A 24,632-nucleotide genomic window follows, 5' to 3' on the forward strand; every position below is an offset into this window, starting at 1 on the left:
TTATATTTAAGATTTTATATTTCTTGATTTCTGATTGTAAAAATACAAATCTAAAACCTAAAATCTAAACTCTTCAATAATTTATTGTGCTAATCCAATCAAAGCATCAACAGAAGCAGCTTCTGGAGTTGCATCAAAATTATCTTTAATATCTGTAAAGTATTTTAATGCATCTTCTTTTTGACCTAAAGCTAAAGCCGTTTTACCCGCTTTTAATAAGAAACGAGGTGTTGTAAAATCGTTTTTATTAGATTCCGCAGCTTTTACATAATAATCTAAAGCTTCTTTTTGTTGGTTCTTTTGAGAATAAGCATCTCCAATTGCGCCTTTTGCTAAAGCACTTAAAATTAAATCTTCTGATTTAAAATTACCTAAGTACTTAATAGCATCATCAAATTTACCTGTATTTAAATATGCCATACCAGCATAGTAATTTGCTAAATTTCCTGCATCAGTTCCAGAATATTCGTCAGCGATTTTCACAAATCCGAATTTACCTTCAGAACCATTCAAAGCCAATTTATATAATGAATCACTTGCTACACCATCAACCGCTTTTTGAAAGTTTTGTTGTGCAACAAACATTTCGTTTGCAGCTTCGTCTTGTTTAGGAGCTTCAATAAACTTTTGGTAAGCCAAATATCCAATAGTAGCAACTGCAATACCAGCAACTAAACCAATAATGATTTTTTGATTTTTAGCAACCCAATCCTCAGTTCTTGAAGCAGTTTCATCTAACTTAGAAAAAACCTCAGCAGTTTTGCTGTCTTTCTCGTCAATAATTACTTGTTGCTCTTCAGTTACTTCTTTAACTTCCTTCTCCTTTGGTGCTTTATATCCTCTTTTATTGTAAGTAGCCATTTAAAATTAATTTAGTGAACGGCAAAAATAAAATTTTTATTGAAACTGAGGTAAAAAAAATCAATTTTATCACTATTTTAAAACAAATATTTTTAAGAATGCTAACTCCTTTCACATCAGCATCAAAATAAATCAACTTGAAACACGCCAAAACCCTTTTATATCGATAAAATTAGATAATTTTACAGTCTCAATTTTACTCGTTGCAAAAACAGTAATTTTTCTTTTTAGAGTCTCTTAAAAAAATGCATTTAAACAAAATCTCATTATTCAATTATAAAAATTTCGCCGAAGCTAATTTTGATTTCGACATCAAGATTAATTGTTTTGTCGGCAAAAACGGAATTGGAAAAACCAATGTTCTTGATGCTATTTATCATTTAGCTTACGGAAAAAGTTATTTCAATCCGCTTGCTGTTCAAAATATCAAACACGGAGAAGAGTTTTTTGTTATTGATGCTGAATTAGAAAAAGACGAGAGAACAGAACAAATTGTCTGCAGTTTAAAAAAAGGGCAAAAGAAAATCTTAAAAAGAAACGGAAAAGCTTATGATAAATTTTCAGATCATATTGGTTTTATTCCGTTAGTAATCATCTCGCCTGCAGATCGTGATTTAATTGTAGAAGGCAGCGAAACGCGCCGTAAATTTATGGACAGCGTAATTTCGCAATTAGACAGTGCTTATCTGCATCAGCTTATACAATATCAAAAGGTAATTGTACAGCGAAATGCACTTTTAAAGTATTTTGCACTCAATCATACTTTCGACAATGATACCTTATCTATATATAATGAACAGTTAAATAGTTTTGGACAGTCTATTTTTGAAAAACGAAAAGATTTTCTTGAACAATTCATACCTATATTTAATATCCATCATCAAGCCATAACAGGATCTGAAGAAACTGTTCAAGTAGTTTATGAAAGTCATTTGTATCAAAAGGATTTATTAACACTGCTAAAAGAGAACATCAATAAAGACAGAGCACTGCAATATACAAGCACTGGAATTCACAAAGATGATTTATTGTTTGAAATTGATTCGCATCCTATTAAAAAATTCGGTTCGCAAGGACAGCAAAAATCTTTTTTAATTGCGCTAAAACTGGCTCAATTTGAATTTTTAAAGAAGCAAAGCGGCGTAAAACCTCTTTTACTTTTTGATGATATTTTTGACAAGTTAGACGAAACCAGAGTGGCAAAAATTGTCGAAATGGTAAACAGCGAAACATTTGGGCAGCTTTTTATTTCAGACACTCATCCAGATCGTACAGAAGCCATTGTAAAATTGACGCATCAGAGTTATAAAATTTTTAATTTGTAATTGTTTGCCGCGAACCAGCACGAATTCAAGATTAACAGGATGCAAAACTTTGACAAAGTTGCTCAAAGTCAAACCGAAATTAAAAAATTCGCGTTAATTCGTGAAATTCACGGCAAAAAACATCAATTCGATTTTATAATTCTATTAAGATTTTAAAAATGAAAAATCATTATTTTAGCCTAAATCATTTTTAAAATCACAACGGCATGAAATTCCCTAAAATCTTATTGGCAATAGTTTCACTTGTTCTCTTTTCTTGTAATGAAAAAAAAGTGACTCCATTTGAATCACTCTCACCACAAGAGTTTGCAGAAAAAATTAAAACAACTGAAAATCCACAAATTTTAGACGTTCGAACTCCTGATGAATTTGCATCAGCACATATAGACAAAGCAGTAAATGTAAACTGGAACGGCGACGATTTCGATTCAAAAGCAGCTGCTTACGACAAATCGAAACCTGTATTTGTTTATTGTTTAAGCGGCGGAAGAAGTAAAAAAGCAGCAGCAAAACTAAATGAATTAGGCTTTACATCTGTTTATGAACTTGACGGAGGATTCATTAATTGGAATGATAAAAACGCTCCAAATGCGGAAGCTTCTGAAAATGGAATGACAATGAATGAGTTCAATGCTTTATTAAATACAGATAAAAAGGTGTTTGTTGATTTTTATGCTGAATGGTGTGGTCCTTGTAAACAAATGGAGCCTCACATTTTAAAACTAGAAAAAGAATTGGCTGATAAAGCAGTTATTATCAGAATTGATGTAGATAAAAACAAAGATTTAGCACAGCAAATGGAAATAACACAGCTTCCGACAACTTTTTTATATGAAAATAAAACAATGAAAAAGAAAAATATCGGATACATCAGCGAAGAAGAATTAAGAAAACAACTGCAATAAAACATAAAATATGCTAACGAAAGAATCATTGCAATTTTTAGACGATTTAAAGAAAAACAATAATCGAGATTGGTTTCAAGACAATAAAAAGCGCTACGAAATCTTCAAAAAAGATTACTATCAATTGGTAAGTGATTTTCTAGACGCGATGAAACCGCTTGATCCTTCGTTAGAATTATTAGAAGTCAAAAACTGCACCTTCAGAATCAACCGCGACATTCGATTCTCAAAAGACAAATCTCCCTATAAAGCACATTTAGGTGTTTGGATTTCTGGCGGGACAAAAGGTTTGAACCGAGCGGGATATTATGTGCATATTGAAAAAGGAGCTAGTTTTATTGCTGGCGGATTTTACTCTCCAGAATCTGAAGATTTAAAAAAAGTTCGTAAAGAAATTGCTTTTTTTCACGATGATTTAGAGGCTCTTTTAGCGGATAAAAATTTCAAGAAAGAGTTTGGAAGTTTAGATGTAAACGAAAACAATTCGCTGAAAAACCCACCCCGAGGTTACGAAAAAGAACATCCTGCAATCGAGTTTTTAAAACTGAAAAGCTTTACTGCAACTCAAAAATATGATATTTCTGAAGTGACTGAAAAAGATTTTGTTTCTAAAATGAGCAAAAAATTAATCGCGCTAAAGCCCTTAAATGATTTTATCAATCGTGCTTTAGAAACAGACGAAGAGTTTTAGAGAAGGATAATCGCCACAAATTGCACGAATTTGCACGAATTCAATTAGTGTGAATTCGTGAAATTTGTAGCGAAAAACATTTTGCTAATGAAAAGAAAAATACTTTTTCTTGGAGAATCTTGCCGTGCCGATGCTATAACCTGGATGAGAGGTTTAAAAGAATTTGGCAATTTTGAAATTATTACTTGGGAACTTCAAACGCCAAACAATTCAAAATTTAATAGATTCAAACGTATTCTAGAGTATTTTTTCGCCCCAATTTCAATTCAAAAAATCATTAAAAAAGAAAAACCAGACATGGTTATTGCTGAAAGAACCACGAGTTATGGTTTTCTTGCAGCATTATCTGGCTCGAAAACAATTGTCATTGCGCAGCAAGGCCAAACAGATTTATGGCCGGAAGATTCTGTATTATATACTTTTAAAAAGATCATTCAGAAATACGCATTCAAAAAAGCACATTTAATTCATGCTTGGGGACCAGTAATGACAATTTCTATGAAAGCGATTGATGTTGACATGAACAAGGTTTTTGTTCTTCCAAAAGGAATCGATTTATCTCTTTTTACGCCTTCACCAAACAATTCAAGCAAAATAGAAGCTATTATCACTCGTTCTTTAGAACCTGAATATCGACACGACTCTATTTTAATGGCATTTTTTATTCTTAATCAGAAAGGAATTGACTTTTCTTTAACCATCGTTGGTGACGGAACAAGATTAGAGTTTTTAAAAGATTTGGCAAAAAAATTACAAATTGAAACTAAAGTAACTTTTACTGGAAGAATACCAAATACAAAACTTCCAAAATTATTACACCAATCAAACACTTATATCAGTATGCCAATTACCGAAGGTGTTTCAGCTTCTTTATTCGAAGCAATGGCATGTCAATGTTACCCTATTGTTTCAAACGTTCCTGGAAATCAAAGCTGGATCAAACATCGCAAAAACGGACAATTAATAACAATCGATGACAACGAACAACTTGCTGAGGAATTAATCTGGTCTTTTGAAAATGTTGACTATCGAAATAATGCCATTTTACAAAACAGGAAGTTTGTAGAAGAAAACGCAAATTATAACTCCAATATGAAAATTATTGCAGATAAATATCACGAACTCCTCAACTCTCAATCTATTTAACTGCAAGCGTAACTTTTTTTCAACCTCAGCGACATACTGTTATAATGAATTTCTAATTTAATTCTGAAAGCAATATGAGCAATAGAAGAAACTGGTTAAAACAAATCGGATTAGGTACAATAGGATTAGGTTTTTGTCAATTTGAGGCATTTGCCAATCCTCCATTAGAAAATTACATCCCTCCAAGTTCAGACAAATCTCCTATTTTATTACGGTCGAATGAAAATCCGTACGGACCTTCTCCACTAGCTCGCCTTGCCATGCAAAAAAGCATCAACAACAGCAATCGATATGGCTGGAATGCTTCAGAAGAACTAATTTCTTTAATTGCTAAGAAAAACAATGTTTCAGACAATAATATTCTATTGGGCGCTGGTTCAACAGAAATTTTAGATTTAGTACTTCAATATACTGCTTTAAAAAAGGGTAATTTTATACTTGCCGAAACCACTTTCGATTATTGGACATTTCCTTCTGAAAAATTAGGATCTAAAAAAATCACAGTTCCGTTAACTGCTGATAAAAAGCATGACTTAACAGCAATGTTAAAAACAATCGATTCAGATACTAAAATGATTTACATCTGTAATCCTAATAATCCAACGGGAACAATCTGCGATAGAGAACATTTAGTCTCTTTTGTAAAAGAAGCTTCTAAAAAAGCAATTGTTTTTGTTGATGAGGCTTATATCGATTTTACAAAAGAGCAATCATTAAGCAATCTTGTAATTGAGAACAAGAATTTAATAATCACTAAAACTTTCTCAAAAATGTACGGTTTAGCCGGTGCGCGTATAGGTTATGCTGTTGCAAACTCTTCGACAATTGAAGAACTCAGTATTTTAAAATCATCTCCTAACTTATCCATCAGCGTGGTAACAACGGCTGCGGCGATTGCATCTTTAAATGATGAAAAATTTATTCGAGAAGTATCTTCTTTAAATGAAGAAGTAAAGAAATATACTGTAGAACAACTTACTCAATTGGGCTTAACCTGCATTCCGTCTTATTCTAATTTTATTTATTTTTCTTTAGAGAATTACAAAAAGGATTACTTTAAACAATTGGAGAACCGTAATATTATGGGAACAAAAATTTATGAAGAAAACGGAAAATGGACTAGAATTACAATAGGAACGATGAAAGAAATGCAGCAATTTATTGAAGCCCTAAAATAAAAATTCTCAAAAAAGTCTTTTTACAGAAAATCTGTTCAAATAAATTATAATCGTTACTTTTGAACTCAGAATTTTTCCGAAGCTTCGGAACTCAAAAAAGCCTTTTATTTATGGAAATCCAATCCAATTTTTCTTTAAAAAACTACAATACTTTTGGCATCGAAGCCAAAGCAAAAAAATTTGTTGCCGTTCATTCAATTGCTGAATTAAAAACCATTTTGGCAGCAAACAAAAATGAGGAAAAGTTCATTTTAGGCGGAGGAAGCAATATGCTTTTGACTAAAGATATTGAAGCACTGGTTATTCATATTGATTTAAAAGGAAAAAAAATCATAAAAGAAGATGATGATTTTGTTTGGGTCGAAAGTCAGGCTGGTGAGACTTGGCACGATTTTGTACTTTGGACAATCGACAACAATTTTGGAGGTCTAGAAAATATGTCTTTAATTCCTGGAAATGTCGGCACAACTCCGGTACAGAATATTGGCGCTTACGGAACCGAAATCAAAGATACTTTTGTTTCTTGCGAAGCAATGAATATTGCAACTCAGGAAATAAAAACTTTTACTAATCCTGAGTGTAATTTTGGATACCGCGAAAGCATTTTCAAAAATGAGGTAAAAGATCAATTCATCATTACTTCTGTTATTTATAAATTGACCAAACGCAATCATAAAATCAATACTTCTTATGGCGATATTTTAGCTGAATTGGCTAAAAAAAACATTACTGAACCAACTTTGAAAGAGGTAAGTAATGCTGTAATTGCCATTAGACAAAGTAAATTACCTGATCCGAAAGAATTAGGAAACAGTGGAAGTTTCTTTAAAAATCCAATTCTACTGAAATCTGATTTCGAGAAAATTCATCAAAAATTCCCTGAAATGAAATTTTATGAAGTTTCTGAAACCGAAGTAAAAGTTCCTGCTGGATGGCTTATTGAACAAGCTGGTTTAAAAGGAAAACGTTTTGGAGAAGCCGGAGTGCATAAAAATCAAGCTTTAGTTCTGGTGAATTATGGCAACGCAACGGGGCAGGAAATTTTAGCCGTTTCAAAAGAAGTTCAGAAAACAGTTTTTGAGACTTTTGGAATTCATATTGAAGCGGAAGTAAATGTGATTTAATTTCTTTTTGCCACTAATTTCACGAATTTACACAAATTAAATTAGTGCAATTAGTGGCGATAAACCAAACACAATATGTACACTCCTGATTTATACAAAAACGAAAATCCAGAAGAAATCAGAGCTTTTCTAAAAGAAAATAGTTTTGGAATTCTGATTAATCAAACTAACGGAAAATTGTGTGCAACTCATATTCCGATAGAACTTGAAATCAACTCTGATGGAAAAGAAATTTTACAGGGACATATTTCAAAACTAAATCCTCAAGCAGAAGGTTTTGCAGCAAACGATCAGATTCTAGCGGTGTTTACAGGACCGCACAGTTATATCTCTTCATCCTGGTACGATCACGAAAATGTACCTACTTGGAATTACATAGCCGTACATGTTTATGGAAGAATTAAAATTGTTGATTATGAAACTTCGGTAGAACAGTTAAAGAAACTAGTTGATAAATACGAAGCAAATTCAGAAAACCCTGTTAGAGTTGAAGACTTATCTGCTAAAACAATGCGTGAAGCTCGAGGAATTTTTGGTTTTGAAATAGAAATTGACGAAATTCAGGCAACTAAAAAACTGTCGCAAAATCGAGACGATCATAATTATAAAAACATAATTTCGGAATTAGAAAAGACTGAAAACCCTCAGTCTATTGCTATTGCAAAGGAAATGTTGAAATGCCGAAAGTAAATGGTTTTTAATCATTGAAATTTACTAATTCATAACTACCTTTGTACTCGCAAAATTTCAGATATTAATAGACATTAAAACCATATGCTTATAACTTTATTTTACTTCTTTATTGCTATTGTTTTTATTCAAGTTTTCTACTACTTAGGAATTTTTGGAAAGTTTGCATTCGCTAAACCTCAAAATATTACACCAAAAAGAATTCCGGTTTCAGTTATTGTCTGCGCAAAAAATGAAGAAGAAAACGTAAAGAAATTTATCCCATTATTAGCTGAACAAAATTATCCTGATTTCGAAATTGTTTTGATTGATGACGCTTCAAGTGATGAAACTTTAGAAGTTTTTGAAGAATTTGAAAATCTATATCCTAATATTCGTTTGGTTAAAGTAAAAAACAACGAAGCTTTTTGGGGAAATAAAAAATATGCTTTGACATTAGGAATTAAAGCCGCAAAAAAAGATTATTTATTGTTTACTGATGCTGATTGCTACCCAACTTCAAAAGAATGGATAACAGCAATGACTTCGCAATTTACAATGAACAAAACTATTGTTTTAGGATACGGAGGTTACGAAAAAATAGAACGTTCATTATTAAATAAAATCATTCGTTTTGAGACTGTTTTAACTGCGGTTCAATATTTTTCATGGACTAAAGCAGGATTTCCATATATGGGAGTTGGAAGAAATTTAGCTTATAAAAAAGACGAGTTTTTTAATGTAAATGGTTTTATTGATCATATACAAGTTCGTTCCGGCGATGATGATTTATTTATTAATCAGGCTGCAAACAAATCAAACACGACCATTTCTTATACTCCAGAAAGTTTTACTTATTCTAAACCAAAGGAATCGTACAAAGAATGGTTTACCCAAAAAAGAAGACACGTTTCTACAGCTGAATATTATAAATTTTTCGACAAGTTTCAGTTGGGGATTTTCTTCTGCTCGCAATTGTTTTTCTTTTTATCTGTCATTATTCTGCTTGCTTTCCAATTTCAATGGATTGCAGTCTTGGCAATTCTTGCAACCCGCTACACCATAGTTTGGACTGTTATTGGGTTCTCTGCAGGAAAATTAAAAGAAAATGATATTAAAATTTGGTTTCCAGTGCTTGAAATAGCGCTTATATTCACGCAAATTAATATCTTTATATCTAATATCTTTTCAAAACCTGTATATTGGAAATAAATTCTAAAATAGAAAAAGCAAAAAAAGGCGATCAAGCCGCCTTTACTTTTTTATTAGATTATTATTGGAATGAAGTTTACAGCTTCATGCTTAAACGAACAGAAAACGAAACTACTGCCGAAGATATTACGATAGAAACCTTTTCTAAAGCGTTTGACAAAATTGCTTCTTACAATTCTGAATTTCAATTTAACACTTGGCTGATTGCAATTGCAAAAAACGTCTACATTGATTTATTGCGTAAAAAGAAAACCAACCTTTTTATAGAAATTACCGATGCCGAAGATCAGCAGGCTTATAATATTGCTGACACTACTCTCTCTGCTGAAGACGCTTTAATTAACGAGCAAAACCTGTCTCGACTGCTTCTGTGCATTAAAGAATTAAAACCTCATTATCAAGAAGTAATTCAACTGCGTTATTTTCAAGAAATGACGTATCAGGAAATTGCCAGTAAAATAGATGAACCTTTAAGTAATGTTAAAGTAAAAATACTTCGTGCTAAAAAATTGTTAGCAGAAATCATTAATCGTAATAGATAATTTACTATCTTTAAGAAAAGAATAACACATTATCTGGTTTTTTCTTAAAAAAATTACTTTAACACACTAAAACAACAACTTCTGCGTTGTTTGTCAAAACCCTAATTCTTATCGCGTATGATTTAAAGTTACTTAACCTTAAAACCCAAAAATCATGTCTAAATTAAGCATCTATGAAAACAAGTGGATTGATCTTGTTTTCGAAAACAAAAACAAAGAGTACGGCGCGTATCAATTACGCCAAGAGAATTCTAAAACTACTATTACAGCACTATTCATGGGACTGTTGTTACTAGCAGCCTTAGGAAGCGTATCGATGCTGATTAATAAATTTAGGACACATGATCCTGTCGAGGCAACACCAATTACAGAGCCATTGGTAGTTGTACAAGTCAATACAGAACCTATTAAGGTACAGCCTGAACCTCCTGCACCAATCGCACCTCCTCAGCAAACTGCTGCAACACCAGTTACTGAAGCTTTGCAATTGACAAATCCGGTTGTTACTTCAGCTGCTCAAGCGACACCAGAAATTGCTACAAATGCTAACAATGTTCCAATTGTAGAAAACACTACAGGAACTGGAACTAGCGTCAATGTTTTACCAGGAACTGGCTCAGCAAACACAGGAACTTCTGAACCAGTTGATAACGGAAACGGCATTGTGAACACAAGTGTTTTAGACAAAATGCCAGAATTTCCAGGTGGAATGGCAAAATTTTATGCCTATGTTGGAAACAACTTTAACAGACCAGAATTGGATGCTGAAAAAACTTTACGAGTGTATGTTTCATTTGTAATTGAAAAAGATGGTTCAATTACAGACATCCTAGTAAAAAACGATCCAGGTTACGGAATGGGAAAAGAAGCAATTAGAGTTTTAAAATCATTAAAAACAAAATGGACTCCGGGAATACTAAACGGTAAAGCAGTAAGAACTGCTTACAACCTCCCGATAACAATAAAAACAGAAGCAGAATAAAAATAGAAAAGCAGAATTTAGGTTCTGCTTTTTTTATGCTTTTTCTTCAAAACTGAAACGTTTACCGAACTAAACATATTCTATTTTTTCTACTTTTACGACTCCTAATCATAAATACAATAATCACCGTAAAAACTAAAAAAATGGGAATATTTTCAGCCCTTATGGGTAATGCAGGTACTGTCACTCAGGACGATTTACTTAAAAAGTATGGTCAGTTATTAACTGATAATGAAGAAATTGAAATGGGTTTTAAACTAATCCGTGATACTTTTATCTTTACAAACAAAAGATTAATCTTAGTTGACGTACAAGGATTAACAGGAAGTAAAACCGAATATAAATCTATTGCTTACAAAAGCATCACTCGTTTCAGCGTAGAAACTGCTGGGACTTTTGACCTTGATGCTGAATTAAAAATATGGGTTTCAAGCGAACTGAATCCAAGTATCGTTAAACAGTTTAACAAATCTGTAAATGTTTACGACGTACAAAAAGTTTTAGCGCATCATGTTTTAGGCTAACAATAGTATACAAAAAAAGAGAACGGCAGATCATATATGATCTGCCGTTCTCTTTTTTAAACTAGAAATTATTATTTCTTTTTGGTTGTTGTTTTTTTGGTTGCAGCTGGCTTTTTAGTGGTTGCAGCTTTTGGAACCGTATTATCTATTTTTTGCTGCACATATGGTTTATACAAACCGTCTTTTTCAGCTCTTTTTTTCGCATCATCTGCTCTTTTCTTAGAATCTGGATGTGAGCTCATCATTTGATCAATAAAAGAAGCTTGAGCCCCTTCGCTCATTTTAGCCAAAATTCTAAACGCTGATTCTTCCGCATTTACATCATAACCATTTTTCTTCAAGAAATTATACGAAAATAAATCCGCTTCACTTTCTTGTTTACGGCTGTGTTTGCTGTCAATCATAGCGCTTCCGATTTTTCCTAACTGACTATCGGTTACTGAAGATATTTTTGCTGATTGAGAAGAAACTCCATCAATTACTGCTTCTTTTTGGTAAGCCGCACGCATTGCATCTCTAGAATCATTGTTAGCAACGTGACCAATTTCATGCCCAATTACAGCCAGCAATTCATTATCATCCATTATATCCATTAAACCTGAATATACACGCACACTTCCATCTGCAGTAGCAAAAGCATTGACATCTTTAACTTTGTATACTTTATAATTCAAAGTATATCCATCACCAGCAGTGTGTTTTCCAAACACTCTGTTTAATCGTAATGTATAACCATCTGTTGGACCAGCCACTTCATTTTCAGTATCTAATTTTGCGACTGCTTCTTTAGACAACGCCGCAGCATCAGCATTAGTCAATGTAAAAGCCGTCACTCCTTTTTGAACCGCTCCAATTGCTTTATCGCCTAAATTAATCTGCGCATTTGCTTTTGTAAATCCAAAAGCTGCAAACAAAACTCCTAATACAATAAATTTCTTTTTCATATCTCTAAACATAATTATTATTTAACAACAAATGTAGTACAAGAAAATACTATTTCATTTCACGAAAAGCTTGTTTTTTTTTAACAAATTAAAGATATAAATTTTTGATGAGTTGTATAACGATCTACAGCTATTATTCATAGTACCCAACGCTATAACAAAAAAACGGCAGATTCTCTAGAGAATCTGCCGTTTTTAGCTTTTATGAAAAATATTACTTTTTCTTTGTTGTCGTCTTTTTAGCCGGTGCTTTTGTTGCTGCTTTTGCTTTTACAGGTGCAGTATTATCAATTTTCTGCTGTACATAAGCTTTATACAAACCATCTTTTGTTGCTTTCTTTTTAGCATCATCTGCTCTTTTACCAGAATCCGGATGCGAACTCATCATTTTAGTCATAAAAGAAGATTCAGCTCCTTCACTTAAATTTTGAAGAATTCTAAAAGCTGACTCTACCGCATTTACATCGTAACCATTCTTTTTCATAAAATCATAAGAAAATGAGTCAGCTTGAGATTCTTGTTTTCTACTATGTTTGCTGTCGATCATTGCGCTTCCAATTTTCCCTAATTGAGATCCTGTAAGAGTCTCGATTTTTCCTGATTGTGATGAAGCAGCATCTAACAAAGCCTCTTTTTTATAAGCTGCTTTAATAGCATCTCTTGTGTCGTGATTAACTACGTGACCAATTTCATGCCCGATAACTGCAAGCAATTCATTATCATCCATAATATCCATTAAACCAGCAAATACACGAACGCTTCCATCTGCACAAGCAAAAGCATTAATATCTCTAACCAAATAAACTTTATAATTTAAATTAACGCCCTCAGTAGAAGTGTGCTTTCCAAATAAACGGTTTAACCGAATTGAATAACCATCCTCAGTCCCCGCAACAGGATTGTTTGCATCTAATGCGGCGACTGATTCTTTAGCCAAAGCTGCCGCATCTGCATCGCTAAAAGTAAATCCTGAAACACCTTTGCCTAATGCTCCCATAGCTTTGTCTGAAAGTATTTGTGCATTCATCCCAGTAAAACTAAAAGCTGTAAGTAAAATTCCTAATACAATAACTCTCTTTTTCATGTTTTTTAAAACTTTAAATTAACAATAAAATTACTACAGCGCAAATTTTACATTGTCTTAAAACGCTAAATTTATAGCATAATAAGACAGAATTTAGTTTTAAAAAAAAATAAAGCTAAAACATTAATTATGAATAAAAAACAAAGTAAACAACTTAAAACTTGAATTAATTATCTTACTTTTATTCTTTTACAAAAACAACCAAAACCATAATATTAAAATTATGAATAGATACATTCTTTTTTTACTTCTTATTGCCTTTCAGGCTAATTCACAGAGCATAAAGGCAACTTATACAGAAAAAATACTTAAAACAATTGGAAAAGACAGCAGAAACAATTCTAATGAAATTAAACCTAAAACATTCACTTATTATTATGCTGATAAAAAATCTATTACTGAACTAATCCCATCACAAAAATCATCTATTGATACTTCACATGTAGAAATTGGAGGGCGTAAACTTGAAACCTATCATCAAATTGTTCTTCCTACAATTAACATAACCTTTAAAGATTTAAATAACAAATCAATACGAAAAGAGTATACGATTAGCGATAAAGATTTTAGTGCAGAAGATAAACTTACAGAGTATGAATGGACATTTGCAGATGAGACTACTATAATTAACGGATATACTTGTAAAAAAGCAACCTCAACAAAATCATTAGCTCCCATAACCGCTTGGTATGCTGAAGAAATACCAGTCAATGACGGACCTGGTTTATACTGGGGATTGCCAGGGTTAATACTAAAAGTAGAACTTGGAGAATATACAGTTGTTACAGTTGATAAAATTATAATCAGTAACGAAAATATTGAAATCAAAGAACCAGAAATGAAAACCAGACCAGTTTCAATTCGTCAAATGTACAAGGACACCAAAACTTATCTAGATTCAATAAGTCCTCTTACAAAATATAAATAATATTTTGTCTTGTTAAAACGCAATACTATAATCTTATTATCAACTTCCGTATCTTTGTACTTTGAATTATGATATATGGAAACAGTCATTGAAAACATACCACCTGGAAAACCTAAATGGTTGAAGGTAAAATTACCAATTGGACAAAAATATACTGAACTTCGTGGTTTAGTCGATAAATACAGTTTAAATACGATTTGCACCTCTGGAAGCTGCCCAAATATGGGAGAATGCTGGGGAGAAGGTACTGCTACTTTTATGATATTAGGAAACATCTGTACTAGATCTTGTGGTTTTTGCGGTGTTAAAACCGGCAGACCAGAAACAGTAGACTGGGATGAACCTGAAAAAGTAGCTCGTTCTATAAAAATCATGAATATCAAACATGCTGTTATTACAAGTGTTGATAGAGATGATTTAAAAGACGGCGGCTCAATAATTTGGATTGAAACTGTAAAAGCGATTCGCAGAATGAATCCGAATACTACACTTGAGACTTTAATTCCGGATTTTCAAGGAATGGAAAGAAATCTTGATAGAATTGTGGAAGCAAATCCTGAAGTAGTTTCGCATAATGTTGAAACTGTTCGACGTTTAACAAGAGAAGTTCGTATTCAAGCAAAATACGATCGCAGTTTGGAAGTTTTGCGTTACTTGAAAGAAAAAGGAATAAACAGAACTAAATCTGGAATCATGTTAGGTCTTGGAGAAACAGAAGAAGAAGTTTTTCAAACTATGACCGACCTGCGAAATGCAAATGTTGATGTTGTTACTATTGGACAGTACTTACAACCAAGTAAAAAACATTTACCAGTAAAAGAGTTCATTACACCTGAACAATTTGCTCGATATGAAAAATTTGGTCAAGAATTAGGTTTCAGACATGTAGAAAGCGGTCCGCTAGTTCGTTCTTCATACAAAGCACAAAAACACATATTATAAAAGGTTATTTGTTTAACTGTTTAATCGTTTAATCGCATTGATAAAACGATTAAACGGCTGAACGATTAAACAAATAATAAACAAAATATTGAAAACAAGAATTGCTATTAATGGTTTTGGAAGAATTGGAAGAAACTTATTCCGTCTGCTTCTAAACCACCCTGAAATTGAAGTTATTGCAATTAACGATATTGCTGATAACAAAACCATGTCACATTTAATAAAATACGACAGCATACATGGTGTTTTGCCATTTAAGGTATCTCATGATGAAAATGGGATAATTGTTGACGATAGACACTTTTTATTTTTTCACGAAAAAAGCATTTCTAACTTAGATTGGAAAAGTCATTCTATCGACTTTGTTATAGAATCAACAGGAAAATACAAAACACACGAAGAATTAAATGCACACATAGAAGCTGGGGCAAAAAAAGTAATCCTTTCTGCTCCTTCTGAAGTAGACACAATAAAAACTGTTGTTTTAGGAGTAAATGAAACTATTTTGGACGGAACGGAAGACATTGTTTCAAATGCTAGCTGTACAACAAATAATGCAGCTCCGATGATAAAAATTATCGAGGAATTATGCGGAATTGAGCAAGCTTACATTACAACAATACATTCTTACACAACTGACCAAAGCCTTCACGACCAGCCACACAAGGATTTACGCCGTGCGAGAGGTGCAAGTCAGTCAATTGTTCCAACAACTACAGGTGCAGCTAAGGCATTAACAAAAATTTTTCCTAAATTGCATGAAAAAATAGGAGGCTGCGGCATTCGTGTTCCAGTTCCTGACGGTTCATTGACCGACATAACGTTTAATGTAAAACGCGCTGTCAGTATTGACGAAATTAATAAAGCATTTGAAGAAGCCTCAAAAACAAATTTAAAAGGAATACTAGATTATACTGAAGATCCAATCGTTTCTGTTGACATAATTGGCAACACACATTCGTGCCTTTTTGATGCACAACTTACATCTGTTATTGATAAAATGGTAAAAGTTGTGGGTTGGTATGATAATGAAATTGGATATTCATCAAGATTAATAGATTTGATTTTACTGATAAGAAAAAAATAGAATTCATTGTAAAAGCATTGCAATACATGAAATACCACATTCTTATTCTGGTTTGTTTTTTTAATTCATTTTTGTATTCTCAAACTAAAAAGAATACGGATAGTGTTTCCTATTACAATAAACTCGCCAACAAAAATCTTAACAATAAAAAATACAATACTGCTGTTTTTTACACTAAAAAATCAATTGACTTTTGTGAAACACATCATCATACTCAAAATCTAGCCAATCAAACCTTTAAGCTTGGAAAAATATTTTACAATCAGCAAAAATATGACGAAGCTTTAAAAAATTTTCACAAAAGTGTTTCTTCATTTGACAGTGTAAAACCCAATTGCACAAAAATTTTGGCATTGCATTATATTGGTGCCGCAAACACGGCAATGGGCAACTACAAAACTGCCGATATATATTACGCAAAAGCTCAAGACCTTTTAAAAGAACTAGGAGTTGTTGACAGCGCCGAAGTTCTCAGCTATCAAAAAGCAATGGCTTTTAAGTCAAATCAAAACTTACGATTAGCGGCTAAGACATTACAAAAAATCACCAAAAAACCTGATAATCCTGCTATTTTAAAAACAAAAAGCAGTTCTTACTATCAGCTGGGATTAATTGAAAGCGCACTTAAACGAAATGATTCTGCCATAATTTATTTTGATAAAGCACTAGATTATAATGCGATGATAAATGATCTTCCGCAAAAATCTAAAATTGTTTTAGCTATAAGTCAGTATTATAAAAAAAATAGAAACTTTGATCTTGCTTATTCTTATTTAGATGAACATTATCAACTAGAAAACTACATTTTAAAATTAAAAAATGCTAAAATTGATTTTAATGAATATCAGAAATTCAAAAAAAATCAATCTTTAAACAACAGCATAAAACGTGAAAGCGAAGAAAAAATTCAATTAAAAACCTATCGCTATTCTAAGTTGGTCAGCATTTTGGCAATTGCTTTAATTTCTATTTTATCGCTTTTGAGTTTAGCTTTATACAAAAACAACATTATTCGCAATCAAAACAACCTTCTTTTACGAGAAAAAAACAAAGAGTTAATTCTAGCCAAAAACAAAGCCGAAAAAGCTTCAAAAGCAAGATCAGAATTTTTATCAACGGTAAGTCATGAACTTCGTACACCGCTGAATGCGATCAATGGAATCACTCATTTATTACTCGAAGACGATCCAAAAGAAACGCAACTAAAATACTTAGAATCCTTAAAATTCTCAGGAAACTACCTTACCACTTTTATCAACGAAATTCTTGAAATTAATAAAATCGATTCTACTAAAGTCGAAGTTGAAAGTATCAGTTTTAATTTAAAAGAGCTTCTTTTTAATATTCAAAGTTCTTTAAAAGAATTGGCTACTGCCAATAAAAATTATTTCAATCTTGAGATAGACAAATCAATTCCGGACAATTTAATTGGTGATCCTACTAAATTGTCTCAAATTATATTGAACTTAATCAACAATGCACTAAAATTCACTCAAAACGGAAATGTAAATGTAATTGCAAAATTATACGCTGAGGAAGATGATACGGCAACGGTTTATTTTGAAATTGTTGATACTGGAATTGGAATTCCTGAAGACAAATTGCAAACTGTTTTTGAGAGTTTTTCGCAAGGCTCAATAGAAGTAAATCGAAAATATGGAGGAACTGGTCTTGGGCTTACTATTGTAAAAAAACTAATTGAACTTTTGGGCGGCGAAATAAAACTAAAAAGTGAAGTTGGCAAAGGATCTACTTTTACTTTTAAATTAGATTTTAAAATTAACAAAGAACCTTTGGAGGTCGTACAAGAAGAAAAAACATACGACGATTCTCAATTACAGCACAAATCAATTTTACTAATTGAAGACAATAAAATCAATCAGATGATTACTCGAAAAATGCTGGAGAATAAAGCTATAACCTGCGAAATCATCGATAACGGAGAAGAAGCTGTCGAGCTTTTAAAAGTAAAGCGTTTTGATATGATCTTAATGGATGTTCATTTACCTGGCATTAACGGAACAACAGCAACGCAGCAAATTAGAGAGTTTGACAAAACAACTCCTATTATTGCGTTGACTGCGATTTCGCTTGACGAAAACAGAGACATGCTTTTATCTTACGGAATGAATGATGTTATTACAAAACCATTTGTTCCAGATGAATTTTACAGCACTATCGCCAAGTTTTTTTAAAGCAAAAACTTAATATTCTATAATCAAGTTTTTTATCAAAGCTCTTACTTGAGGTTCTGCCATTTTTGCAGCTTCAAGAACTTCGTCATGAGAGATTGTATCTATACTTTCCTCATTACCCATATCCGTAATTACTGAGATTCCAAAAGTTTCTACATCCATATGGCGTGCTACGATAACTTCTGGCACAGTTGACATTCCTACGCAGTCTGCTCCAAGAATTTTAACCATTTTATATTCAGCCAAAGTTTCAAAAGTTGGTCCCTGCAAACCAAAATAAACTCCATCATGAATTTCGATATTCAATCTTGATGCAATTTCTTTTGTTTTGGCAATCATTTTTCGAGAATAAGGCTCACTCATATTTACAAATCGTGGTCCAAAACGTTCATCATTTTTACCACGCAAAGGATGTTCCGGCGCAAAATTGATATGATCTTTAATAATAACAATCGAACCTACTTTGTAAGCTGCGTTTACTCCTCCCGATGCATTTGAAACTAATAGTTTATTAACTCCTAAAAACTTCATCACACGAACCGGAAAAGTAACTTCTTCCATCGTGTAACCTTCATAAAAATGAAAACGACCTTGCATCGCAACCACTTTTTTATCTCCAATAGTTCCAAAAACCAACGCACCTTTGTGTCCTTGAACTGTAGACACAGGAAAATTAGGAATTTCATCATACGGTAATGTAAATGCTATTTCGATATCATTTGTAAAACCGCCTAAACCCGACCCCAAAATCACTCCATATTCTGGTGTAAATTGTGTTTTTGATTTTATATAACTAACTGTTTCTTGAACTTTTTCCCACATAATTTAAAATTGTTTTATCAAAATTATTCTGCTCCCTGATGAAAGAACTTTTTATAGGCAAATAAAATAATTGCGATACAATACTAGTGTCCTTTAAACGAACATAATCCTTCTCGGTTGTAATAATTTTATATTTTTTTGCTTTCTCTGCAATTGTTGTAATATCTTTTTCTGTAAAATGATGATGATCTGGAAATGTTAGACATTCATCATCTTTAGATTTTAAAAAATCAAAAAAGGGTTTTGGTTTTGCAATTCCAGCCAAAAGCAACTTTCTTTCCTCTTTAATTTCCTCTACTGCTAATTTCTCTGTTCTTGAATAAACACAATCATCATAATCTATAAAGGTAAAATATAATTCTTGTGAAGCTTCTAGTTTTAACTTTCTTCTAATATTTTCCTGTTCAGATTCATCCAAATTAGAAGGGCATTTTGTAATTATAACAATATTGGCTCTATTTGCTCCGCTTCTAGCCTCACGCAGATTTCCTGTTGGCAGCATAAAATCATCCGCATACAAATCGCCATATGAAGTAAGCAAAATGTAAAACCCAGCTTTTACTTTTCGGTGCTGATAAGCGTCATCAAGCAAAATTATTTCTGGCTTTTCTTTTTGCGAAAGCAATTGAGTAATTCCGTTTGTACGATTTGCATCAACAGCAACCTGTACATTTGGAAATTTTTGATAAAACTGAAACGGTTCATCACCAAGTATTGAGGCATTAGAATTTTCATCTGCTAAGACAAATCCTTCTGACTGACGTTTATAACCACGACTTAAAGTCGCCACTTTATATTTACTTGATAATAATCGAATCAAATACTCAATTTGAGGTGTTTTGCCGGTTCCTCCTACACTTAAATTTCCAACCGCAATAACAGGAACATCAAATGAAGTCGATTTAAGAATTCCTTTATCAAAAAGAAAATTTCTAATTGATGCGATTAATCCATACAAAATTGCAAAAGGGAAAAGTATTTTTCGAAGTATATTCATTTTACGAAAGTATAATTTTTTTCGTTAATTTGTTTTATGAATTTGTTTCAGATTTTGCACTTCAAGTTTTCCCAAACGGCATAAAACTTAAAGACTGAAACCTGAAACTTGAAACAAAAAGCAATAATGAAAATCAAAGAAATAGTATTAGTTCTAGAAGAAATGGCGCCTTTGGCTTACGCCGAAGATTTTGATAATGTTGGTCTTTTAGTTGGAAATACTGAAACCGAAAGCACTGGTGTTTTAGTCTGTCATGATGCTTTAGAAACTGTCATTGACGAAGCTATTGCAAAAAACTGCAACCTGGTAGTTTGTTTTCACCCTATTTTATTTTCTGGAATCAAAAAAATAACGGGGAAAAATTATGTTGAACGCGCGATTTTAAAAGCAATCAAAAATGACATTGCAATTTATGCCGTTCATACTGCATTAGACAATCATTCTGCAGGCGTTAATAAAATTTTCTGTGATGCTTTGGGATTAACCAATACGAAAGTTTTGATACCGAAACAAAATTTCATTCAAAAATTAGTAACCTATACTACTCCAGATAATTCTGAAAAAGTTCGAAATGCCATGTTTGACATCGGCGCAGGAACTATTGGTAATTATGATAATTGCAGTTTTAACACTGAAGGTTTTTTTACTTTTAAAGGAAACGAAGACAGCAATCCTGTAATTGGAGAAAAAGGAAAATTACATACTGGAACGGAAATAAAAATTGAAGTTGTTTTTGAAAAACATTTGCAGTCTAAAATTCTTAAAGCGCTATTAGCGAATCATATCTACGAAGAAGTCGCTTATGAAATTTACGATCTTCAAAATTCACATCAAAATATTGGTTTGGGAATGATTGGCGAGTTTGAAACTGAAATGAATGAAAAAGATTTTCTTCCTTTTGTAAAAGAAAAAATGATCGCTGACGGAATACGTCATTCTGCTTTTTTAGGAAAGAAAATAAAAAAAGTAGCCGTTCTAGGTGGTTCAGGAAGCTTTGCCATAAAAAATGCAATTAATGCTGGAGCGGATGCTTTTTTGACTGCTGATTTAAAATACCATCAGTTTTACGAAGCTGAAAATCGATTACTTTTAGCAGATATTGGTCATTTTGAGAGCGAACGCTATACAAAAAACTATATTGTTGATTATCTTCGAAAAAAAATCCTTAATTTTGCCATCATTTTATCAGAAGAAAATACAAATCCAGTTAAGTACTTATAGAATATGGCGAATACGAAAGAATTAAGTGTTGAGGACAAGTTAAGAGCAATATACGATTTACAGCTTATTGACTCTAGAATTGACGAAATCAGAAACGTACGAGGTGAGCTTCCTTTAGAAGTGGAAGATTTAGAAGATGAAGTTGCAGGTTTAAGCACGCGTTCAGAGAAACTGAAAAGTGAACTTGAAGTAATTGAGGAGCAAATCAAGTCTAAGAAAAATGGTATTGATGAGCATAAAGAGGTTATCAAAAAATACACAAAACAACAAGAATCAGTTCGTAATAACAGAGAATTTAATTCTTTGACTAAAGAGGTTGAATTTCAAGAATTAGAAATTCAATTGGCTGAAAAGCAAATCAAAGAAATGAAAGCTTCTATCGAGCATAAAAAAGAAGTTATATCTAACTTAAAAGAAAAGCTTGACGCAAAAAGTTCTCATTTAAAACATAAAAAATCTGAACTTGACGCTATCATGGCAGAAACTCAAAAAGAAGAAATTTTCTTATCTGAGAAATCTGCTGAGTATTCAAGCCAAATCGAAGACAGATTATTAGCAGCTTATACAAGAATCAGAACTAGTGTTCGTAATGGTTTAGCAGTAGTTTCTATCGAAAGAGGAGCTTCAGCAGGATCATTCTTTACTATTCCACCGCAAACTCAAGTTGAGATTGCTTCTAGAAAAAAAATCATTACTGATGAGCACTCTGGAAGAATTTTAGTTGACAGCGCATTAGCTGAAGAAGAAAAAGAAAAAATGGAACAATTGTTCTCAAAATTCTAAATAGAAGTCCCGATTTAATCGGGACTTTTTTTATATCTTTTTTTTGCCGCGACCCGAGTGACAGCGAATAGGCGAAGCAATTACACTAATTTTCACTAATTTTTAATTTGTTTCTAAATGGAATAAAAATTCGTGCTAAATTTGTGTAATTCGTGGCGAAACTTTTTTAGATCGATTCCCGAATATTATTTTACCACTAAATTATTTATTTTGGGAATTAAAAAAGGAATCCGTTTTATTACTTTAAAATCTGTTGGGCAATACATTAACTTTTTAAGCTATGTTCGTCCTCAAAAAGCCGTTGAGCTTTCTTATGCCCTTTTTAGCCAACCTCGAATTGGACGATTACAAAAAGAAGCTCTTCCAAAAATTTTGCGACATACGGAAACGGAAACTTTTAACCTTAACGAACATCATTTTCAAACTTATATCTGGAAAGGAAACGAAACTAAAATCTTATTAGTTCATGGCTGGGAAAGCAATGCTTCAAGATGGAAAAAAACGCTTCCGCATCTTCAAAAATCAGGAAGTACCATTATAGCAATTGACGCTCCTGCCCACGGTCAAAGCAGCGGTAAAGAATTTAATGTTCCGCTTTATGCCGAATTTATAAACAAAGCAGTAGAAAAATACCAGCCGACAATTATAATTGGCCACTCGATTGGCGGTGCAGCCTGCGTGTATCACCAATACTTATTTCCGAATACGAGTATAAATAAAATGGTTATTCTGGGAGCTCCATCAGACTTGAAAACTTTAATTGATAACTATATTTCAATGTTAAGTCTGAACACTAAAATGTTTTCACTTTTAGAAAGTAAGTTTTTAGATCGATTCAATTTTAAGCTTGAAGATTTTTCAGGACAAAAATTTGCTTCAGAATTTAATGTTGAAGGTTTTATTGCACATGACACTTCAGATGATGTCGTTGCTTTTGCAGAAGGAAAAAAAATTCACAGTAACTGGAAAAACAGTCAATTTATAGAAACCAAAGGTTTAGGCCACGGAATGCACGATGATGCACTGTACAACAAAGTAATTGAGTTTCTTTTTTCTGAAGGGACAAAGTAACTGAGGCTCAAAGGGACAAAGTTTTTTTTTTTCTAAAATTTAAAATTAAAATGATAGCAGTGATTTTTGAAGTTATTCCTAACGAAGGAAAAAAAGAAGAATATTTAAATATTGCAGCAAAACTGCGTCCTGAATTAGACCACATCGAAGGTTTTATCTCAATAGAACGCTTTCAGAGCATTAATAATCCTGACAAGGTTCTATCACTATCTTTTTGGAAAGACGAAGAGAGCATTCAGCAATGGAGAAATCTTGAAATGCATCGTCACGCACAGGCAAAAGGACGCAATGAAGTTTTTAAAGATTATCATTTAAGAATTGCAACTGTTGTTCGTGATTACGGAATGTTTGATCGAAAAGAAACTCCAGAGGACAGTTCTCAATTTCATTCTTAGTAAAGGCTCAAAGTTACAGAGGTTCAGAGGAACAAAGGTTTTATTTTGATAATCCAACCCCATTTTTGTCATTCCTGACAAGATTGTGAAAATCTAAAATTCTAAGAAGTCTAACAATCTAAGAAGTCCTAAATTTTGCCTATTTTTGCAGTATGGAAGAGAATTTAAAACGTTTGAATAAATTTATTGGCGAAACTGGCTATTGTTCGCGTCGTGAAGCTGATAAACTTATAGAGGAAGGACGTGTTACAATAAATGGTGCTGTACCTGAAATGGGAACTAAAGTTTCACCTGATGATGAAGTACGCATTGACGGAAAACTAATTGTTGAAAAGCACGAAAAACTGGTTTATTTAGCATTCAACAAACCTGTTGGAATTGAATGTACCACTAATCTTGAAGTTCGAAATAACATTGTTGATTACATCAATTATCCTAAACGTATTTTTCCAATCGGGAGGTTGGATAAAGCCAGTGAAGGCCTAATTTTTATGACCAATGACGGCGATATTGTAAACAAGATTTTACGCGCTAGAAACAATCACGAAAAAGAATATACGGTTACAGTAAACAAACCTATCACAGATCGTTTTATTCAGCGAATGGGAAATGGTGTTCCTATTTTAGATACTGTTACTAAAAAATGTAAAGTAGAACAAATTAGTAAATACACTTTCAAAATCATTCTAACGCAGGGATTAAACCGTCAGATTAGAAGAATGGCGGAATATTTGGGTTATGAAGTTACGGCTCTTAAACGTATCAGAATCATCAATATTTCTTTGGACATTCCGGTTGGTCGATACCGCGATTTGACTGATGATGAAATCAAAGAATTAAATCAGTTAATTGAACCTTCGAGCAAAACTGAAGAAGCAAGTTTACCAAAAGTTGAAACTCCTAGTAAACCTTCAAGCAGAAGAACAACCTTTATTTCTAAACACGATCCTAGATTTAAGAAAAGAGGAGAAAACTAAATACAAAATCCCATACGTTTATAACAT

At 32.6% G+C, this 24,632-nt stretch carries 25 protein-coding genes; 20 read left to right on the top strand and 5 right to left on the bottom strand.

The annotated features are described in order from the left end of the window. Nucleotides 1-81: 81 nt before the first annotated feature. Nucleotides 82-861, bottom strand: a complete 780-nt coding sequence (locus tag ACHRV0_RS19160) for a hypothetical protein (protein ID WP_089055883.1) — start codon at nt 859-861, stop codon at nt 82-84. A gap of 245 nt (nt 862-1,106) precedes the next feature. Here ACHRV0_RS19160 and recF point away from each other — a divergent pair, with 245 nt between their 5' ends. The 11 genes from recF (at nt 1,107) to ACHRV0_RS19215 (ending at nt 11,159) form a co-directional block, all read left to right on the top strand. After that, nucleotides 1,107-2,186 carry a DNA replication/repair protein RecF gene (gene recF, locus ACHRV0_RS19165; RefSeq protein ID WP_395442102.1) on the top strand — a complete coding sequence of 360 codons (1,080 nt, stop codon included), beginning with the start codon at nt 1,107-1,109 and terminating at the stop codon, nt 2,184-2,186. Nucleotides 2,187-2,392: 206 nt separating this feature from the next. Then, the gene (locus ACHRV0_RS19170) at nt 2,393-3,091 is read left to right on the top strand and encodes a thioredoxin domain-containing protein (RefSeq protein WP_395442104.1); all 699 of its coding nucleotides are present in this window, start codon (nt 2,393-2,395) and stop codon (nt 3,089-3,091) included. A 10-nt stretch (nt 3,092-3,101) separates the two neighbouring features. Beyond that, on the top strand, nt 3,102-3,782 hold the full coding sequence (locus ACHRV0_RS19175; RefSeq protein ID WP_395442105.1) for a DUF2461 domain-containing protein: 681 nt from the start codon (nt 3,102-3,104) through the stop codon (nt 3,780-3,782). Nucleotides 3,783-3,869: 87 nt separating this feature from the next. After that, nucleotides 3,870-4,928, top strand: a complete 1,059-nt coding sequence (locus ACHRV0_RS19180) for a glycosyltransferase (protein WP_395442106.1) — start codon at nt 3,870-3,872, stop codon at nt 4,926-4,928. Nucleotides 4,929-5,002: 74 nt separating this feature from the next. Further along, complete coding sequence (gene hisC / locus ACHRV0_RS19185; RefSeq protein ID WP_395442107.1) at nt 5,003-6,106, top strand: histidinol-phosphate transaminase; 1,104 nt, start codon at nt 5,003-5,005, stop codon at nt 6,104-6,106. Between the two features lie 110 nt (nt 6,107-6,216). Beyond that, nucleotides 6,217-7,230 (top strand): UDP-N-acetylmuramate dehydrogenase, encoded by a 1,014-nt coding sequence (murB, locus tag ACHRV0_RS19190; RefSeq protein WP_395442108.1) that lies wholly within the window; start codon nt 6,217-6,219, stop codon nt 7,228-7,230. 75 nt (nt 7,231-7,305) lie between these two features. Beyond that, on the top strand, nt 7,306-7,920 hold the full coding sequence (locus ACHRV0_RS19195) for an FMN-binding negative transcriptional regulator (RefSeq protein ID WP_395442109.1): 615 nt from the start codon (nt 7,306-7,308) through the stop codon (nt 7,918-7,920). 84 nt (nt 7,921-8,004) lie between these two features. Beyond that, entirely contained in the window at nt 8,005-9,111 is a 1,107-nt protein-coding gene (locus ACHRV0_RS19200; protein ID WP_129024567.1) for a glycosyltransferase, read from the top strand. Beyond that, nucleotides 9,102-9,653: an RNA polymerase sigma factor gene (locus ACHRV0_RS19205; RefSeq protein WP_395442110.1), complete on the top strand. Its 552-nt coding sequence runs from the start codon at nt 9,102-9,104 to the stop codon at nt 9,651-9,653. The genes ACHRV0_RS19200 and ACHRV0_RS19205 overlap by 10 nt, the downstream gene beginning before the upstream one ends. Nucleotides 9,654-9,807: 154 nt before the next feature. Continuing rightward, nucleotides 9,808-10,635: an energy transducer TonB gene (locus tag ACHRV0_RS19210; RefSeq protein ID WP_129024568.1), complete on the top strand. Its 828-nt coding sequence runs from the start codon at nt 9,808-9,810 to the stop codon at nt 10,633-10,635. 143 nt (nt 10,636-10,778) lie between these two features. Then, complete coding sequence (locus tag ACHRV0_RS19215; protein ID WP_089055871.1) at nt 10,779-11,159, top strand: PH domain-containing protein; 381 nt, start codon at nt 10,779-10,781, stop codon at nt 11,157-11,159. Between the two features lie 71 nt (nt 11,160-11,230). Here ACHRV0_RS19215 and ACHRV0_RS19220 read toward each other — a convergent pair whose 3' ends face one another. Both ACHRV0_RS19220 and ACHRV0_RS19225 read right to left on the bottom strand, forming a co-directional pair. After that, entirely contained in the window at nt 11,231-12,103 is an 873-nt protein-coding gene (locus ACHRV0_RS19220) for a M48 family metalloprotease (RefSeq protein WP_129024569.1), read from the bottom strand. Between the two features lie 214 nt (nt 12,104-12,317). Beyond that, entirely contained in the window at nt 12,318-13,187 is an 870-nt protein-coding gene (locus ACHRV0_RS19225) for a M48 family metalloprotease (RefSeq protein ID WP_395442111.1), read from the bottom strand. A gap of 223 nt (nt 13,188-13,410) precedes the next feature. Between ACHRV0_RS19225 and ACHRV0_RS19230 the strand changes: the two genes are divergently transcribed. The 4 genes from ACHRV0_RS19230 (at nt 13,411) to ACHRV0_RS19245 (ending at nt 18,339) form a co-directional block, all read left to right on the top strand. Next, a complete protein-coding gene (locus ACHRV0_RS19230) occupies nt 13,411-14,115 on the top strand; it encodes a GLPGLI family protein (RefSeq protein ID WP_395442112.1) in 705 nt (234 codons plus the stop codon). A 75-nt stretch (nt 14,116-14,190) separates the two neighbouring features. After that, nucleotides 14,191-15,057, top strand: coding sequence for a lipoyl synthase (gene lipA, locus ACHRV0_RS19235; RefSeq protein ID WP_129024572.1), 867 nt, complete (start codon nt 14,191-14,193; stop codon nt 15,055-15,057). A gap of 88 nt (nt 15,058-15,145) precedes the next feature. Beyond that, nucleotides 15,146-16,144: a type I glyceraldehyde-3-phosphate dehydrogenase gene (gene gap, locus ACHRV0_RS19240; protein ID WP_129024573.1), complete on the top strand. Its 999-nt coding sequence runs from the start codon at nt 15,146-15,148 to the stop codon at nt 16,142-16,144. A 26-nt stretch (nt 16,145-16,170) separates the two neighbouring features. Then, the gene (locus tag ACHRV0_RS19245; RefSeq protein ID WP_395442113.1) at nt 16,171-18,339 is read left to right on the top strand and encodes an ATP-binding protein; all 2,169 of its coding nucleotides are present in this window, start codon (nt 16,171-16,173) and stop codon (nt 18,337-18,339) included. Nucleotides 18,340-18,348: 9 nt separating this feature from the next. Here ACHRV0_RS19245 and ACHRV0_RS19250 read toward each other — a convergent pair whose 3' ends face one another. Together ACHRV0_RS19250 and lpxK are read right to left on the bottom strand one after the other, a co-directional pair. After that, nucleotides 18,349-19,161: a purine-nucleoside phosphorylase gene (locus tag ACHRV0_RS19250; RefSeq protein ID WP_395442114.1), complete on the bottom strand. Its 813-nt coding sequence runs from the start codon at nt 19,159-19,161 to the stop codon at nt 18,349-18,351. Then, a complete protein-coding gene (lpxK, locus tag ACHRV0_RS19255) occupies nt 19,133-20,158 on the bottom strand; it encodes a tetraacyldisaccharide 4'-kinase (protein ID WP_395442115.1) in 1,026 nt (341 codons plus the stop codon). The genes ACHRV0_RS19250 and lpxK overlap by 29 nt, the downstream gene beginning before the upstream one ends. Before the next feature lie 126 nt (nt 20,159-20,284). Here lpxK and ACHRV0_RS19260 point away from each other — a divergent pair, with 126 nt between their 5' ends. The 5 genes from ACHRV0_RS19260 to rluF all read left to right on the top strand — a co-directional run bounded on the left by ACHRV0_RS19260 (nt 20,285) and on the right by rluF (nt 24,605). Then, complete coding sequence (locus ACHRV0_RS19260; RefSeq protein ID WP_395442116.1) at nt 20,285-21,379, top strand: Nif3-like dinuclear metal center hexameric protein; 1,095 nt, start codon at nt 20,285-20,287, stop codon at nt 21,377-21,379. Nucleotides 21,380-21,382: 3 nt separating this feature from the next. Beyond that, complete coding sequence (locus ACHRV0_RS19265) at nt 21,383-22,162, top strand: zinc ribbon domain-containing protein (RefSeq protein WP_089055864.1); 780 nt, start codon at nt 21,383-21,385, stop codon at nt 22,160-22,162. 210 nt (nt 22,163-22,372) lie between these two features. Continuing rightward, nucleotides 22,373-23,233, top strand: coding sequence for an alpha/beta fold hydrolase (locus tag ACHRV0_RS19270; RefSeq protein ID WP_395442117.1), 861 nt, complete (start codon nt 22,373-22,375; stop codon nt 23,231-23,233). A 50-nt stretch (nt 23,234-23,283) separates the two neighbouring features. Continuing rightward, nucleotides 23,284-23,628 carry an antibiotic biosynthesis monooxygenase family protein gene (locus ACHRV0_RS19275; RefSeq protein WP_395442118.1) on the top strand — a complete coding sequence of 115 codons (345 nt, stop codon included), beginning with the start codon at nt 23,284-23,286 and terminating at the stop codon, nt 23,626-23,628. A gap of 152 nt (nt 23,629-23,780) precedes the next feature. Continuing rightward, complete coding sequence (gene rluF / locus ACHRV0_RS19280; protein ID WP_395442119.1) at nt 23,781-24,605, top strand: 23S rRNA pseudouridine(2604) synthase RluF; 825 nt, start codon at nt 23,781-23,783, stop codon at nt 24,603-24,605. Nucleotides 24,606-24,632 lie beyond the last annotated feature (27 nt).

Origin of the sequence: Flavobacterium sp. FlaQc-30, from assembly GCF_044005885.1 — a bacterium.
Lineage (GTDB): Bacteria > Bacteroidota > Bacteroidia > Flavobacteriales > Flavobacteriaceae > Flavobacterium.